We start from the raw sequence: 13728 nt of genomic DNA, 5'->3' as shown, positions 1-13728 counted from the left end.
GTCGAAGGGCAGACGCTTCGACAGGCTCAGCGACCCCGCATCCGCCGGTCGTCGAGCGAGGGGCGAAGCGACGAGACGAAACGCGGTCAGCGCGGCCAGGCGTCCGCGACGGCCTCGCGCACCTCGCCGAGCAGCTGCGGCAGCGCCTTGGTCTTGGCGATGATCGGGAAGAAGTTGGCGTCCGACGTCCACCGCGGCACGACGTGCTGGTGCAGGTGGCCGTCGACGCCGGCGCCCGCCACGGCGCCCTGATTCATGCCGAGGTTGAACCCGTCGCAGCGCGACACGTCCCGCAGCACGCGCATCGCGGTCTGCGTGAGCGCACCGATCTCGGCGACCTCTTCGGGCGTGGCCTGGTCGTACGTCGCTATGTGGCGATACGGACACACCAGCAGGTGACCGGAGTTGTACGGGAACAGGTTCAGCAGCACGTAGGCCGTCTCCCCGCGCGCGACGATCAATCGATCGGCATCCGCATGCTTCGGCGCCTCGCAGAACGGGCACTCGTCGCGCAGCGGCTCCGGCCCCGCCTGGATGTACGCCATCCGGTGCGGGGTCCACAGCCGTTGGAACTCGTCCGGCACGCCGACGAGGCGCCCGGCATCCTCCAGCTCAGCCACCGCTGGATCCCTGCACCTGTCGAAGGGTCACGCCAGGTCCCCTGCTGTCTGCACGAGTGCGTGCGAGTCGATCGCCGCGCGGATGCGGTCGACGGCATCCGCGATCGGGACGCCGTTCTCCTGCGTGCCGTCGCGGTAGCGGAACGAGACGGTGCCGGCGGCGCGGTCCTGCTCCCCCGCGATCAGCAACAGGGGCACCTTGCCGGTGGTGTGGTTGCGGATCTTCTTCTGCATCCGGTCGTCCGAGGTGTCGAGCTCGGCGCGCACACCCGAGTTCCGGAGCGTGGTGATGACCTCGCCGAGGTAGTCGGCGTACTCTTCGGCGACCGGGATGCCCACGACCTGCACGGGCGAGAGCCACACCGGGAAGTCTCCGGCGTAGTGCTCGAGCAGGATCGCGAAGAACCGCTCGATCGAGCCGAACAGCGCTCGGTGGATCATGATCGGACGCTTCTTCTGGCCGTCCTTGTCCATGAACTCCAGGTCGAAGCGCTCGGGCAGGTTCGGGTCGACCTGGACGGTCGAGAGCTGCCAGGTACGGCCGATCGCGTCTCGCGTCTTGAGGTCGATCTTGGGGCCGTAGAAGGCCGCCTCGCCGGGGACCTCGGTGAGCTTGAGACCGGATGCCACCGCGACACGGCGCAGCGCGTCGGTCGACGACTCCCAGAACTCGTCCGAGCCGATCCACTTGGACTTCTCGTCGTCCTTCATCGACAGCTCCAGCTCGAAGTCGGTCAGACCGAAATCGCGCAGCATCGACAGGATGAAATCGAGGACCTTCGCGACCTCGTCCTCGAGCTGATCGGGGGTGACGAACAGGTGGGAGTCGTCCTGGGTGAAGCCGCGCACGCGGGTCAGGCCGTGCAGCGCGCCGGAGAGCTCGTTGCGGTAGACCGTGCCGTTCTCGGCGAACCGCAGGGGCAGGTCGCGGTAGCTGCGCGCGCGCTCCTTGTAGATGAGGATGTGCATCGGGCAGTTCATGGGCTTCAGGTAGTAGTCCTGGCCCTGCTTGGTGATGTTGCCCTCGTCGTCGCGCTCCTCGTCCATCACGATCGGCGGGAACATGCCCTCCTTGTACGTGACGAGGTGGTTCGAGGTGAGGAAGAGGTCTTCCTTCGAGATGTGCGGCGTGTACACGTAGGTGTAGCCGCCCTCGATGTGGCGCTTGCGGGCGTGCTGCTCCATCTCGCCGCGGATCATGCCGCCGCGGGGGTGCCAGACCGAGAGGCCGGAGCCGATCTCCTCCGGGAACGAGAACAGATCGAGTTCCTTGCCGAGGCGGCGGTGGTCGCGCTTGGCCGCCTCCTCGAGGCGATGCTGGTACGCGCGCAGCTCGTCCTTGGTGGGCCACGCCGTGCCGTAGATGCGCTGCAGCTGCGGGTTCTTCTCGCTGCCGCGCCAGTAGGCGGCGGCGATGCGGGTGAGGTCCCAGCCGTTGCCGATCATGCGGGTGTTCGGCAGGTGCGGTCCGCGGCAGAGGTCCTTCCAGACGACCTCGCCGTCGCGCGTGGTGTTGTCGTAGATCGTGAGCTCGCCCTCGCCGACCTCGACGGAGGCGCCCTCGGCAGCTTCCTTCCCGCCCTTGAGTCCGATCAGCTCGAGCTTGAACGGCTCATCGGCCAACTCGGCGCGAGCCTCGTCGTCCGTCACGACGCGGCGGACGAAACGCTGTCCCTCGCGGACGATGCGCTGCATCTCCTTCGTGATGGCCTTGATGTCCTCGGGGGTGAACGGGGTCTCCACACCGAAGTCGTAGTAGAAGCCGTCGGTGATGGGCGGGCCGATGCCGAGGTTCGCCTGCGGGTTGATCCGCTGCACGGCCTGCGCGAGCACGTGCGCGGCCGAGTGGCGGAGGATGTTCAGCCCGTCGGCGCTGTCGATCGTGACCGGCTCGACCTCGTCGGCATCCGTCACGGTCGTGGCGAGATCCTTGAGGTCGCCGTTGACGCGCATGGCGACGACGTTTCGATCGGTGAACAGGGCGAAGCCATCGTGCGGCCGGGCGTTTTCAGGCACAGAAACTCTCCATCTGGGTCACTACCCAGGTTACCGGTACGCCCAGGCGCTGCGGACCGTCAGACGACGGCATCGGATGCGCTGTTCGAGGCGGTCGGGGCGAGGATGACGATCGCCGCACCGACGAGGGCGACTGATGAGCCGACCCAGTCCCACACGGTCGGCCGGAAGCCGTCGACGATGATCCCCCAGGCAAGCGAACCCGCGATGAAGATCCCGCCGTACGAGGCGAGCACTCGACCGAAGTTCGCGTCCGGCTGCAGGGCCGCGATGAATCCGTAGGCGCCGAGCGCCATCACGCCGAGGACCGCGAAGATCCAGCCGCGATCCTCCTTCACCGCCTGCCAGATCAGCCAGGCGCCGCCGATCTCGGCGAGGGCCGCGAGGACGAACAGAACGACGATGCGGAAGACGGTCATCACGCCAGTGTGTCAGCCTCACGCGTCGGATCGTCAGCGTCGTGTGATGTCTCCGGAGCCGGAGATGTCCTGGGCGACGCGGGCATCCCCCGCGTACGTGACGTCGCCGCTGCCGTCGATGATGATCGCGAGATCCCCGTCGGCGCTCACGTCCGCGCTCCCCGAGCCGCGGATCGAGACGAGTGCGTCCACGCTGCGCAGAGCCTCGGCCGCGTAGGAGCCGGCGCCGTTGATCGCGATGTCCTGCCTGTGCGCCGTGCCATCGATCTCGACCCCGCCGGAACCGTCGATACGTACGGTGAGCTCGTCGATCGTGACGTCGTGGACGACGATCTCGCCGGCGCCGTCGATCCGGAACACAGCCGTCGCGGCGTCGATGCCCGTGACGTCGACGTCACCCGAGCCCCGCACGGTGACCGCGGGAGCGGTCGCTGCAGAGAGATCGATCGAGGCGTCGCCCGACCCGAGCACGATGAGGGACTCGAGCGATGACACCGTGAGCTCGTACCGGATCTGTCCGTTCCGCAGCATCGGCTCACCCTCCATCCCGAGCTGCAGCACTCCGTCGACGACATCGGCTGTGAGGCTGTCGATCACGCGTTCGCCGGCGGTCACGGTCAACGAGGGCGTCGTGCCCAGAGTGACGGTGAGATCGCCGGAGGTGTCGAGTTCCACCGCGGCGACGTCGGTCATCTCTCGGTTCTGAGTGACGACCGGGCCCGGATCGAACGCCGCGCACCCCGTCAGCGCGGAAGCGGAGACGACGAGCAGGGCGATGGCGGAAGGGCGGACGAGACGTGAGCGCATGGCCTCAGCGTAGATTCCGGCGCGCGCCGCCGACAGCTACGGGAGTATCGATGTCGCCTCACACCTCGGTAGGGGCGGGCGACGGCAGGATGCCGCCCGATCACGTACCGTGAGGGAATGAGAGCAGTCGCCCGATGGATCCTCGCGATCGCGCTCGGCGCGATCGGCGTCATGCACTTCACGTCGACCCGCGGGTTCCGCGTCGTCGTCCCGGACTGGGCCGTGGAGCTGACGAAGCTCGACAAGAACGACATCGTCCTCGCCTCCGGTGCCGCCGAGATCGCTCTGTCCGCCGGCCTGATCGCGCTCCCCCGCGAACGACGCCGGATCGGCTGGGCGACCGCCGCGTTCTTCGTCGCCGTCCTCCCCGGCAACATCCATCAGTGGCAGACGCGCCGCTCGACGCCGGGGCTCGACACGGATGCTCGACGGCTCGGGCGGCTCTTCCTGCAGCCGGTGCTCGTGCTCTGGGCCCTCTGGGCGACGAACGACGAACCGGCTCGCCGTCGCTGAAAGCCACCGCGGCGGGCACGCATCGTCGCCGGGGTCAGAGACAATGGGGCCATGTCCTCTCCCTCGATCGTCTGGTTCCGCGACGACCTTCGACTGGCAGACAATCCTGCCCTGCGCGCCGCGCTCGATCTCGGTGAGCCGATCATCGCGCTGTTCGTCCTCGACGAGGAGTCCGACGGCATCCGTGCCCTCGGCGGCGCCTCGCGCTGGTGGCTGCATCATTCGCTCGCCTCGCTCGCGGAGCGTCTGCAGGAGCGTGGAGCAGAACTGATCCTGCGGCGGGGCGCGGCCGACCGCATCGTCCGCGACCTGGTCGCGGATTCCGGGGCGGGTGCCGTGTTCTGGAACCGCAGGTACGGCGGTCCGGAACGGGATGTCGATGCCGGCATCAAGTCGGCCCTGCGCGAAGAGGGCGTGACGGTCGCCTCCTTCGCCGCGTCGCTGCTGCATGAGCCATGGACCGTCACGACGGGCGGTGGCACGCACTACTCGGTGTTCACGCCGTTCTGGCGTGCGTGCCTCGCGCTCCCCGCGCCCCGTGCCCCGCTTCCGGAACCGCGGGAGGTTCCCGGCGCGACGCCGGTCCCGGCATCCGACGCTCTCGATGACTGGGAGCTCCTCCCCACGGCGCCGGACTGGGCGGCGGGCCTTCGCGAGACGTGGGAGCCGGGTGAACCGGCCGCGCGCCGGCGATTGAGGGAGTTCCTCGAGAGCGACCTTCCCGATTACGACAGCGCCCGCGACCAGCCGTCGGCCGGCGCCACGTCGCTTCTGTCGCCGCGTCTGCGCTGGGGCGAGCTGAGCCCTTTCACGGTCTGGCATGAGGCGGTCGGCGTCGACAGAGCTGGCCGCTTCCTCTCGGAGCTCGGCTGGCGGGAGTTCGCCTGGCACACGCTGTACCACTCGCCGGATCTCGCGACGAAGAATCTGCGGCGCGAATTCGACGCGTTCCCCTGGCCGCCGCTCGATCCGTCGCAGCTCGACGCCTGGCAGCACGGCGAGACGGGGATCCCACTGGTGGATGCCGGGATGCGCGAGCTCTGGCACACGGGCTACATGCACAACCGGGTCCGAATGGTGACCGCGTCGTTCCTCGTGAAGAACCTGCTGATCGACTGGCGGCTCGGCGAGGAATGGTTCTGGGACACGCTCGTCGACGCCGACGACGCGAGCAACCCGTTCAACTGGCAGTGGGTCGCAGGGTCCGGGGCAGATGCTGCGCCGTACTTCCGCGTGTTCAACCCCGAGCTGCAGGCGAGGAAGTTCGACCCCCAGGGCCTCTACGTCGCACAGTGGGCATCGGATGCCCCGACGGAGCCGATCGTCGACCTCGGCGAGACGCGGAAGGCAGCGCTCGCCGCCTACGACGAGGTCAAGCGCGGGTCGCGAAGCGAGAGGTGACGGCCGTGCGACCTTGGGAGATGCACGGCACCATCGTGATCGGTGCCGGCGTGATCGGGGCTTCGATCGGCTACCACCTCGCTGCACGCGGAGCGGCGGTGACCGTTGTCGATGCGGGTCTTCCCGCGTCCGGCGCGACCCGGCACTCGTTCGCCTGGATCAGCGGCAACGGCGGCCCCGACGGGCCGGCCTTCGGGCTCAGGGATCTCTCGGTGCAGGACTGGAGACGCCTCGGCGAGGAGATCCCGGGACTCGGGCTGGTCTGGTCCGGAGCGCTCACCTGGGGTGAGGAGTTCGGCCGCGCAGAGGCGATCGAGCCGCCGATCGACGTCGAACCACGGCTCGCTGATCTTCCCTCGTCCGCTCGGTTCAGCCCCGAGGAGGGGTGGATCGATCCCGTTCGCGTCACGGAGCAGCTGATCGAGGCCGCCCGACATCGCGGGGCGCAGATCCGGCTCGGAGCGCCCGTGCTGCGACTGATCCGTGGCGAGGTCGCGGGCGTGATCGGCGTCGACCTCGGCCACGTCGTGCTGGGAGCGACGAACGTCATCGTGGCTGCCGGGACCGGATCTGCCGCGCTCTGCAGCTCGGTCGGCGTCAGCCTTCCCCTGCCGGCGGCTCCCGCGGTCATGGTTCGCCTCTGGGCAGAGCCGGGACTCATCGGGCACATCGTCGCGAACGACGAGTTCGAGGCCAGGCAGAGCCCGGACGGCACGATCCTGATGCCGCACGGCTACGCCGGCGAGGACTCGGCCGAATCGCTGCTGGCCACGGGCGAGACGGCCCGACGACTGCTGATCGATTCGTTCGAGGGCGCAGACGACGTCCGTCTGCTCAGTGCAGAGGTCGGCTGGCGCCCGATGACGAGCGACGGAGAGCCCGCCGTCGGCGCCACCCGCATCCCGGGGCTTCACGTCGCCGTCGCACACCCCGGTGTCTGCCTCGCGGCCACGATCGGAAGGCTCGTCGCAGACGAACTCACGACCTCCGTTGCTGCGCCCGAGTTGGCGCGCTTCCGTCCGACGCGGTTCGACGGACGGCTGCGGGCGCCTCAGGCGTCGACGGTCTGACCCGCACGCACCCGGAACCACAGGCTGAGCTCCGCCAGCGCGCGAAGCGTGGTCGATCGCTCATCGGCATCCTCGAGGTCGGCGAAGGAATCGCGGAACCCCGCCGGGGCATGATCGCGATCACCCTGGAGGGTGCGGTAGCCCATCGTCCAGTCCTCGAACTGCCGTTCCTCGATCGGCTCCTCCATCAGGATCCGCATATCGCGATGACGCACATCCTGGCCGATCGTGCGAGCCAGTCGGCGCACGACATGGGCAGGACCCTCGAGCACCTGGATGAATCGCTCGCCTCGGTACAGCAGCATCCCGGTGATGTCGCGTGCACCGTTGAGGCTCCTGGCCTGCTCGAGCAGGTGCGTGAGAGCCGTCTCCCGGAAGGGCGCAGCGGCCTTGCTCGTATAGACGAGCGAGAGAAGCGTGGTGTCGTCCGTGCTCACAGCTGCACCACTCCCCTCAGCTGCTCGTCGGTGCCGTCGTCCGGCGAGACCACGGCGCGCGACGAGGACACCGCGGCAGTGGCGCCGTCGAGGGTCGCGAAGCTGCCGAGCGCCCGCGAGCGCGCGTCGAAGGCGGCGTAGGCGCCATCAGGCTGCCGATCGACGTAGCCCAGGAAGTCTCCGCTGCGGCTGCCGACATGGAATCCTTCCTCGACGCACGCCCAGAGGACGTCGGAGGAAGCAGAGTGAGGATCGTTCACCCGTGAACACTATGAGGAGGGAGCGATATTCCGCTTCCCCCTTGCGCAGCCGACGTCCGCTGTGGCAAGCGCCGACGCGCTCAGACGCGGCGCACCGACAGCATCTGCCAGCCCTCGGGGACCTTGGCCTCGAGGGCCGCCATGTCGTCCGCCTCGATCTCCTGAGGCTCGTCGCGCCGCTGGAAGCGCCCTTCGACGATGCGGATGCCGCCGGGCTTCATCTCCACGTGAGCAGTCGCCATGTCCCAGCCCGCCGGAGCCTGGGCGAGAAGCTGCGCCCGGAGCTCCGGGATGTCCGTACCCTCGACGGTCGCGGTCTTCTTCTCAGCGGGGCGGATCAGGGCAGCGAGCATCCACCCAGCCTAGGCGAGGCGTCGAAGCGCTCGGCGCGTACTCAGCGCCTGCTCACTCCTCGATCGAGCAGCAATCGCTCGTGTCGAACCATCCGCCGTTGTTCCAACGCCACTCGTCCGGTGTGAAGCTCGCCGAGCGGACACTCACCGAGGAGTAGACGGACGCACCGACGGTGATCGAATACCACTCGTCGTCGGGCGGCGAGAAGTGAACCACGGAGCCCTCAGACGAGGCGGACAGAGCTTCGGCGGGGTGCAGTTCGACACCCTGTTGCCGGTCTTCTGACTCGTACGAGACGGCGTACCAATCGTTCGCGTCGGAGACGCAAGTGACGTAGTCCACAGAACCATCGGAATTTATCCGAAGAGTTGAGGCGTGGGTGGCAGTGCAACCCGTGAGGATGAGCACCGTACCGACCGCGGCGAGCTCGGCCTGAGTGTACTCGCCCTCCTCCGCGAGACGGAGTAACTGCTTCCGCTGAGCCGCGCTGAGCTTGGGCGCCTTCCCCTTCAGCCGCCCCTTTGCCTTGGCGATGACCATACCCTCTCGTGTGCGGGCGAGAATCAGATCGGCCTCGAACTCGGCCGACCATGCTGAGCACATTGAACATGACCCTGCCGATGGGATCGGTCGGGTCGTAGTAACTACCACCGATGTTCAAGACGACCCCCTTCGCCGTGAGCTCGTCGACGATGTCGCGAGCGTCGGGGATCGAGCGGGCAAGCCGGTCGAGCTTCGCCACGACGAACTGGTCTCCGGTGCGCACTGCGCCGAGGGCCTGTGCGAGCCCCGGGCGATCTCGGTTGGTGCCGGTTAGGCCGTGGTCGACGTAGATGTCATCGGGCTGGACGCCTAGCGATGCGAGCGAGACCCGCTGCGCGGTGAGGTCCTGGTCGGCGGTCGAGACGCGGGCGTACCCGATAAGGCGCTTCATAGTCGATACATGCGCGGTGTACACGCTTAGGGGACCATCAGCGTGCACTTCTGTGTGCGGGTCTTGCGTGCACTCCCCCGGGCCGATTCGACACGGACGCCCACTTGCGCCGCTGCTGCACGTTGAGGGATCGGCTTATGTGCGCTGACCTACTCCGCGAAGAGGAACGCCCAGAGCTTCTTCGCGGGTTCCTTGATCCAGTCCCGCCAGTGACGGCGAAGCCAGAACTTCGACGTGCGAGCCGCGGAACGGATGACACCGCTCTTACGACTGCTTCCGCTCTCCTGACGGTCGCGCCACCTGAACTCCGCGTCGAGGGTGGCGCGCATCTTCGCAGCCTGTCGAGCTAGGCGACGTGCCTGGCGAGGGACGCGGTCGTGGCGCAGCCATGCAGCGACTGTCTCAAATCCGTGCCACGCCATCTGGATGTACCCGGCGCGCGGATCGTCCCCGACGTTCTCACCCTCTCGAAAACCGATGTGCTGGAGGCCGATGCCATCCACGAGGGTCAGAGCGACATCGCGGTGTTTGCCGTGGCCAGCCATGTGCGCGAGTCCCGCCGCGAGTGGACCAGAGACCCGATCCCACTGCTCCTCGTATGGGTCACAGCGGTGCTGGTACGGCTTCCCCGGCGTAACCGTTCGGGCGAACTCCGAGTAGTCGTAGAAGATCATCATGACTGCCTGCACCTGCTCGCGAACGAGCTTCGCCTGCTCGTCTCTCCGGCGTCGGCTTTCGCTGATGACGTTCACGATCTGCGCGGCGATCACCCCGACCAGAGCGATGACCGCGACAACTATGGCAACGGTTGCGGAGTCGATTCCACCGGCCTCGGTAGCTGCGGCCTGGGCAAAGTTGCTCACGTCAGATGAGGTGTCGGAGGCGAGCTGCCTCTTCGAGGTCATCATGGAACATGTCCAACGTCGCGACCGTGTACATGCCGTCAATCCCGCCATCAACCCAGAGCTGATGGATACGGCGCAGATCTGCCACGCGTGACTTCCAGCCGATGCCGTCGATGACAGCCATCACGAACTGGGTCGGTCGGCGAATCTCGGCCATCTCTTGAATCTCGCGCACGGCGTCGGTCAACTTGGAGCCGGTGCTATCGAAGCCCTTCGCGGCCACGACGATGTGCGCGTCCCCGGTGTCCGGAACGACGAGGTCGCACGGTGCGGTGCGACCGTTGCGCCCCGTGAACCGCGTGCGCGTCGTGTAGGGAAGGCCGAGCCCGCTGGCGATGGCCTCGATCTCGTCCTCTACCTTCCGGCCGGACACACCGGCACGGGCTGCCGTCGCCCGGGTGCCAGCCCGCGCAACCAGGATGTCACCGAAGTCGTACGTCTGGAGCTGCTGCAGCGCGAGAACCGTCACGAGGTTGAACTCTTCATCGAACCATTCGATGAGATCGCGCCCGCGGGTGCGGGCGAGGGTAGTCCAACCGCTCGTGCCGAAGTGGTTGCGAAGGACGTTCTTCAGTCGCTCCCGGCTGAGGCCAACCGTCAGCCCCAGCACAGGGACAGACCCCGGGTTCGCTTCCACCCAAGTCGTTAGCGTCTCGATGCTGAGGTCATCGGTCGCGATTGTGCCTAGCGAGCAAAACGCCTGTTTGATCGTGCGAGACTCCGGGGTCTCAGCAGTCGGGTCCGCATGAGGCGTCAACTGCCCGAGTGACGCCATGTACGCCCGGAACGTTGGGACTGGCGTCGGCATCAGTCGCGCCCGATGAAGATGTACTCGGACGCCGCGCGCCGCGTTGCTGCTGCGTGAGTGCCGAACGAGTAGCGGTGGTCGATTGCCTGAACTTCGACGTTCGGTTTGACGGCTCGGAGGAGCTCGCCGACGCGCTCCGGTCCGGGCAGTGCGTTCGACCCGTAGCTCATGACGATGGCCCCGGCGCCAGCGAACTGCTCGAACGTTCGGGTGAGCGCGTCCTCGATGGTTCGCTTGTAAGCGAAGGGCGTGAACCGCTTCGCGATCTTCTGTGTCTTCGTCTGAGTCATGATCTCAACGCCTCGCCAGTAGACACTCAGCCCTTCGAGGAAGTGGTACCTCTTCATGTAGTCCGTGTCGTCACTCGGCGGAGCGTACGGCGGGTCCAGGTAGGCGATGTCCGGCGCGGTGACGTTGAGGTCGAAGACGTCTCCGGTGACCGCGACGTTCGTTGTGCCCATATCGAACACTGTGGCGTTGTACTCCGCGACCCGCTCTCGGAAGTGCTCCTCCATCGACAGTTGCAGGTCCCGGCGACCGTCCACGTAGCGGGTGCCGACGAAGGAAAAGACTCCACGGGGCTGCTTGCGGGCTGCAGACAGGATGAGCGCGGAGAGTGCGATGTCGCGCTCATACCCGATGAGCTGGTCGATGTGCGACCAAGCGGAGTCGAGGAACGCGAGGTCTTCGGCGTTGAAGAAGATCCCGGTGAAGGTCTTCTGGATAAAGTCGCGGCCATCGGCGGACGGGCCGCAGATCTTCTCGACGAGCTCGAGACTCAGGCGCGTGTGCGAGTTCTCCACTGTCGCGCGCGCGACAGTGGAGCTAAAGGCCATGAAGTCGTTACTGGTGACGTTGAAACCCTGAGCCTTCAACAGGTAGGAGACCACGCCCGAGCCTGAGAATGCGTCCACCGCCGTGGCTCCGCCAACCTGCGCGAAAGCTCGCTCTAGGTGCGGAAGGAGAGCGTACTTCGAACCCATGTATCGCATGCGAGGATACGACTGCGCTCGCGCAAGGACGTCCACGCTTGTGGCGGTACGCTTCGGCTGTCCCTTGAGTGGCGCGGCGATAGGGCGCGGAGTGGTTCGAGCAATCACATGAGCAGTCTGCCAGCGCCCACCCACATCGTGGCGAGTGGCGCGCGGGCAGGTCGCGTCTAGCGAGGTTTAAGGTGAGCTTGCCATCCGCATACGCGGTGCGGTCAGCGTTCTGCGACGACACGAGCGATGACTTGACGGTCGTGCTCAGTGAAGTCCGCGGGGTCGATCTTGGCGACAGCGATCTTCGCCCAGACCGTGTCCTCGATGCCGTGGTCAGGGCAGGTCCGCGGCGAGACGATACCCCGGGGCATCAGACCCGCGAAGTCCCAGCCGGCGTCGAATGCCTCTCCCGCGGATAGCCCCTCTTCGCGCCCGCACACCTCGCACCAGACCGCGATGGTCGAGGTGGAGGTGAGCGGCCCGGAAGTCATTGGACTGTCATGCGCGGTGACCTGAGGCCGCCGCAGTCAGCGAGGACGAACCCGACCTCGTCGCACGGGGCGGCGTCGGGCCGGGTCATGCTCGTGGTGCCACTGAAACCCCTCAGCGCGACGGCATACGCCCTGCCGATACTCGATGATGAGCATCAGCAGTTGTACGGCATCGTCCATAGAGATCCCGAGTCGCTCCGGGGCCGCCGCCAGCACCACTCGCAGGTCCCGCTGCTGTGAAGCCCAGTCAGCGAAGTCCTCGTCATACTGCACATCGCCGCCGAGCTCTGCGAGCGTCTACAGCTCGATGGCGGCGTGTGTCGCGATGACTTGATGCTCGGGGACGTCGTACTCGGCTGCGAGCCAGGCGACGGCGTGTCTGGGACCGCGGTCTCTGATGACGAGAGGTCGGAGATCGATGGCTCCGTTGAGATAGGTGTGAGTGGTCATGCTGCCACCTCCATGGTGTCGAGGTCAGCTGATGCCCGCTGGAGCGGGATGTCAGAGGCCAGCTCGCGCATAGCGGCGACAAGGTCCTCCACGGTGGGCTCGATGCGAGCTCCGGCACGCATCCATACGTCCAGGGCGTCGCTGAAGTCATCCCCCTCCCTGTGCGCGTACCGCCCATACCCAAGCATGAAATCCGCGTCCGCAGATGCGAGCGTCACTCAGATGGTCGCGGTTGTCTCGGTCGAGGCGACGAGCTCGACACCGACTACCTCGCTCGACTCGACCTCGCCGGCCCCGGGGTAACCCCACTGAGACGTGTTCTCGTCGTCGGAACATTCGTCCGGTGCGAGGGAGAAGCGGAGCTCGACGGTATCGAGGACTGCTGCTGATGCTGCTTTTGCCATGATTTCTACTCCTAGCTGGCGGGCAGAAGACTGCGCTCACCATAGGCCGTCGTGGCGAGAAAGCGGACACGCGCGTCGAGCTTCTCGACTTCCACGACGCACGCCGCTACGCACGAACACAGCAAACTCCACGATGGCTTCACGACAAACGTCGCCCCGACACCGTCGCTCTCCGTCACTTGCTCAAGGTCGCCGAGGTCACGGGTGAGGTGGTCACTTCCATGTAGGAACGCCGACGTCATCTTCCAGATCACGTAGGGGCTGTCGACGCCGTGCGGTCGCCCAGGCGGCACCGTCGGCGAGACAGCAGTGAGGATCCGCCACAGTTTGGGCGGCTTCGTCAACTCTCTCTGCCTCAGCGTTCCGACGTCGTTCTTCAGGCCGATGAGTCGCCTCGCCTTGTCATCACGGAACTCGATATACGGCGCGGCATCTTCCTCCTTCGCGACGACAGAGGCGAAGTCCGCGTACTCCGTGAGGTGTGGGTAAGCGACCTGCAACGCGCGATAGATGCGGTCGTGCTTCTTCGCGGACTGAATCGTCCACAGCGCCACCGCCGACGCCTCAACGCTCATTCTGACCAGCGCGTACATCGCCATCGGGCGAGCTTCCATTCGTCCGCTCACCGGATCGTGCATCGAGCCCATCAGCATCTCGAGCGCATCCACTGCTCGGACCCGATGTCGCGCCACCTGGTAGCCGACCGGGTCGAAAGCGGTGGCCGCATTCTCCGCCGCGAGCATCGACCCTTCTAACGGTTCGTCCGGCTCCTCAAGTGCTTCGAACCGTGCGCGAGCTCGCAACAACAACCCCGTCGCGACCTCCATCCTCGACGGTCTCGACCCGGTCGTGGGAA

17 protein-coding genes and 1 pseudogene are annotated in these 13728 nt (G+C 66.7%); 3 read left to right on the top strand and 15 right to left on the bottom strand.

Translation table 11 applies throughout. The features are described 5' to 3' along the window. Window positions 1-86 precede the first annotated feature (86 nt). The 4 genes from LBN7_RS19265 to LBN7_RS19250 all read right to left on the bottom strand — a co-directional run bounded on the left by LBN7_RS19265 (window position 87) and on the right by LBN7_RS19250 (window position 3862). Window positions 87-620 (bottom strand): HIT domain-containing protein, encoded by a 534-nt coding sequence (locus tag LBN7_RS19265; protein WP_116634897.1) that lies wholly within the window; start codon window positions 618-620, stop codon window positions 87-89. Between the two features lie 27 nt (window positions 621-647). Then, window positions 648-2573 (bottom strand): threonine--tRNA ligase, encoded by a 1926-nt coding sequence (thrS, locus tag LBN7_RS19260; RefSeq protein WP_407361734.1) that lies wholly within the window; start codon window positions 2571-2573, stop codon window positions 648-650. A gap of 122 nt (window positions 2574-2695) precedes the next feature. Further along, the gene (locus LBN7_RS19255; RefSeq protein WP_341945373.1) at window positions 2696-3055 is read right to left on the bottom strand and encodes a YnfA family protein; all 360 of its coding nucleotides are present in this window, start codon (window positions 3053-3055) and stop codon (window positions 2696-2698) included. Between the two features lie 33 nt (window positions 3056-3088). After that, on the bottom strand, window positions 3089-3862 hold the full coding sequence (locus LBN7_RS19250) for a GIN domain-containing protein (RefSeq protein ID WP_407360539.1): 774 nt from the start codon (window positions 3860-3862) through the stop codon (window positions 3089-3091). Between the two features lie 117 nt (window positions 3863-3979). On the opposite strand from LBN7_RS19250, the gene LBN7_RS19245 reads away from it, so the two are divergent. Genes LBN7_RS19245 through LBN7_RS19235 form a run of 3 tightly spaced genes read left to right on the top strand, consistent with a single transcriptional unit; the run spans window position 3980 to window position 6846 of the window. Beyond that, window positions 3980-4375, top strand: coding sequence for a hypothetical protein (locus LBN7_RS19245; protein WP_116634893.1), 396 nt, complete (start codon window positions 3980-3982; stop codon window positions 4373-4375). Window positions 4376-4426: 51 nt separating this feature from the next. Further along, the gene (locus LBN7_RS19240) at window positions 4427-5776 is read left to right on the top strand and encodes a cryptochrome/photolyase family protein (protein ID WP_407360538.1); all 1350 of its coding nucleotides are present in this window, start codon (window positions 4427-4429) and stop codon (window positions 5774-5776) included. Between the two features lie 5 nt (window positions 5777-5781). After that, window positions 5782-6846: an NAD(P)/FAD-dependent oxidoreductase gene (locus LBN7_RS19235; RefSeq protein ID WP_407360537.1), complete on the top strand. Its 1065-nt coding sequence runs from the start codon at window positions 5782-5784 to the stop codon at window positions 6844-6846. Here LBN7_RS19235 and LBN7_RS19230 read toward each other — a convergent pair. The 11 genes and pseudogenes from LBN7_RS19230 to LBN7_RS19180 all read right to left on the bottom strand — a co-directional run bounded on the left by LBN7_RS19230 (window position 6828) and on the right by LBN7_RS19180 (window position 13699). After that, the gene (locus tag LBN7_RS19230; RefSeq protein ID WP_407360536.1) at window positions 6828-7283 is read right to left on the bottom strand and encodes a BLUF domain-containing protein; all 456 of its coding nucleotides are present in this window, start codon (window positions 7281-7283) and stop codon (window positions 6828-6830) included. The genes LBN7_RS19235 and LBN7_RS19230 overlap by 19 nt on opposite strands. Next, complete coding sequence (locus LBN7_RS19225) at window positions 7280-7543, bottom strand: hypothetical protein (protein WP_116634889.1); 264 nt, start codon at window positions 7541-7543, stop codon at window positions 7280-7282. Before LBN7_RS19225 ends, LBN7_RS19230 begins: the two co-directional genes overlap by 4 nt. An 80-nt stretch (window positions 7544-7623) precedes the next feature. After that, the gene (locus LBN7_RS19220) at window positions 7624-7896 is read right to left on the bottom strand and encodes a hypothetical protein (protein WP_116634888.1); all 273 of its coding nucleotides are present in this window, start codon (window positions 7894-7896) and stop codon (window positions 7624-7626) included. Between the two features lie 406 nt (window positions 7897-8302). Then, window positions 8303-8831: pseudogene (locus LBN7_RS19215) on the bottom strand (recombinase family protein); the annotation flags it as partial. 149 nt (window positions 8832-8980) lie between these two features. Beyond that, entirely contained in the window at window positions 8981-9739 is a 759-nt protein-coding gene (locus LBN7_RS19210; protein ID WP_407360535.1) for a hypothetical protein, read from the bottom strand. After that, window positions 9696-10346, bottom strand: a complete 651-nt coding sequence (locus LBN7_RS19205) for a hypothetical protein (protein ID WP_407360534.1) — start codon at window positions 10344-10346, stop codon at window positions 9696-9698. Before LBN7_RS19205 ends, LBN7_RS19210 begins: the two co-directional genes overlap by 44 nt. A gap of 197 nt (window positions 10347-10543) precedes the next feature. After that, on the bottom strand, window positions 10544-11527 hold the full coding sequence (locus tag LBN7_RS19200) for a DNA adenine methylase (RefSeq protein WP_407360533.1): 984 nt from the start codon (window positions 11525-11527) through the stop codon (window positions 10544-10546). A gap of 221 nt (window positions 11528-11748) precedes the next feature. Beyond that, window positions 11749-12018 carry a hypothetical protein gene (locus tag LBN7_RS19195; RefSeq protein WP_407360532.1) on the bottom strand — a complete coding sequence of 90 codons (270 nt, stop codon included), beginning with the start codon at window positions 12016-12018 and terminating at the stop codon, window positions 11749-11751. Window positions 12019-12315: 297 nt separating this feature from the next. Continuing rightward, window positions 12316-12468, bottom strand: coding sequence for a hypothetical protein (locus LBN7_RS19190; protein ID WP_407360531.1), 153 nt, complete (start codon window positions 12466-12468; stop codon window positions 12316-12318). Window positions 12469-12686: 218 nt separating this feature from the next. After that, window positions 12687-12872, bottom strand: coding sequence for a hypothetical protein (locus LBN7_RS19185; protein ID WP_407360530.1), 186 nt, complete (start codon window positions 12870-12872; stop codon window positions 12687-12689). Window positions 12873-12883: 11 nt separating this feature from the next. After that, window positions 12884-13699, bottom strand: a complete 816-nt coding sequence (locus LBN7_RS19180) for a hypothetical protein (RefSeq protein ID WP_407360529.1) — start codon at window positions 13697-13699, stop codon at window positions 12884-12886. Between the last annotated feature and the right edge of the window lie 29 nt (window positions 13700-13728).

It is taken from the genome of Microbacterium sp. LBN7, from assembly GCF_045690345.1.
Classification (GTDB): Bacteria; Actinomycetota; Actinomycetes; order Actinomycetales; family Microbacteriaceae; genus Microbacterium.
This window is presented reverse-complemented; position numbering and strand designations above follow the sequence as displayed.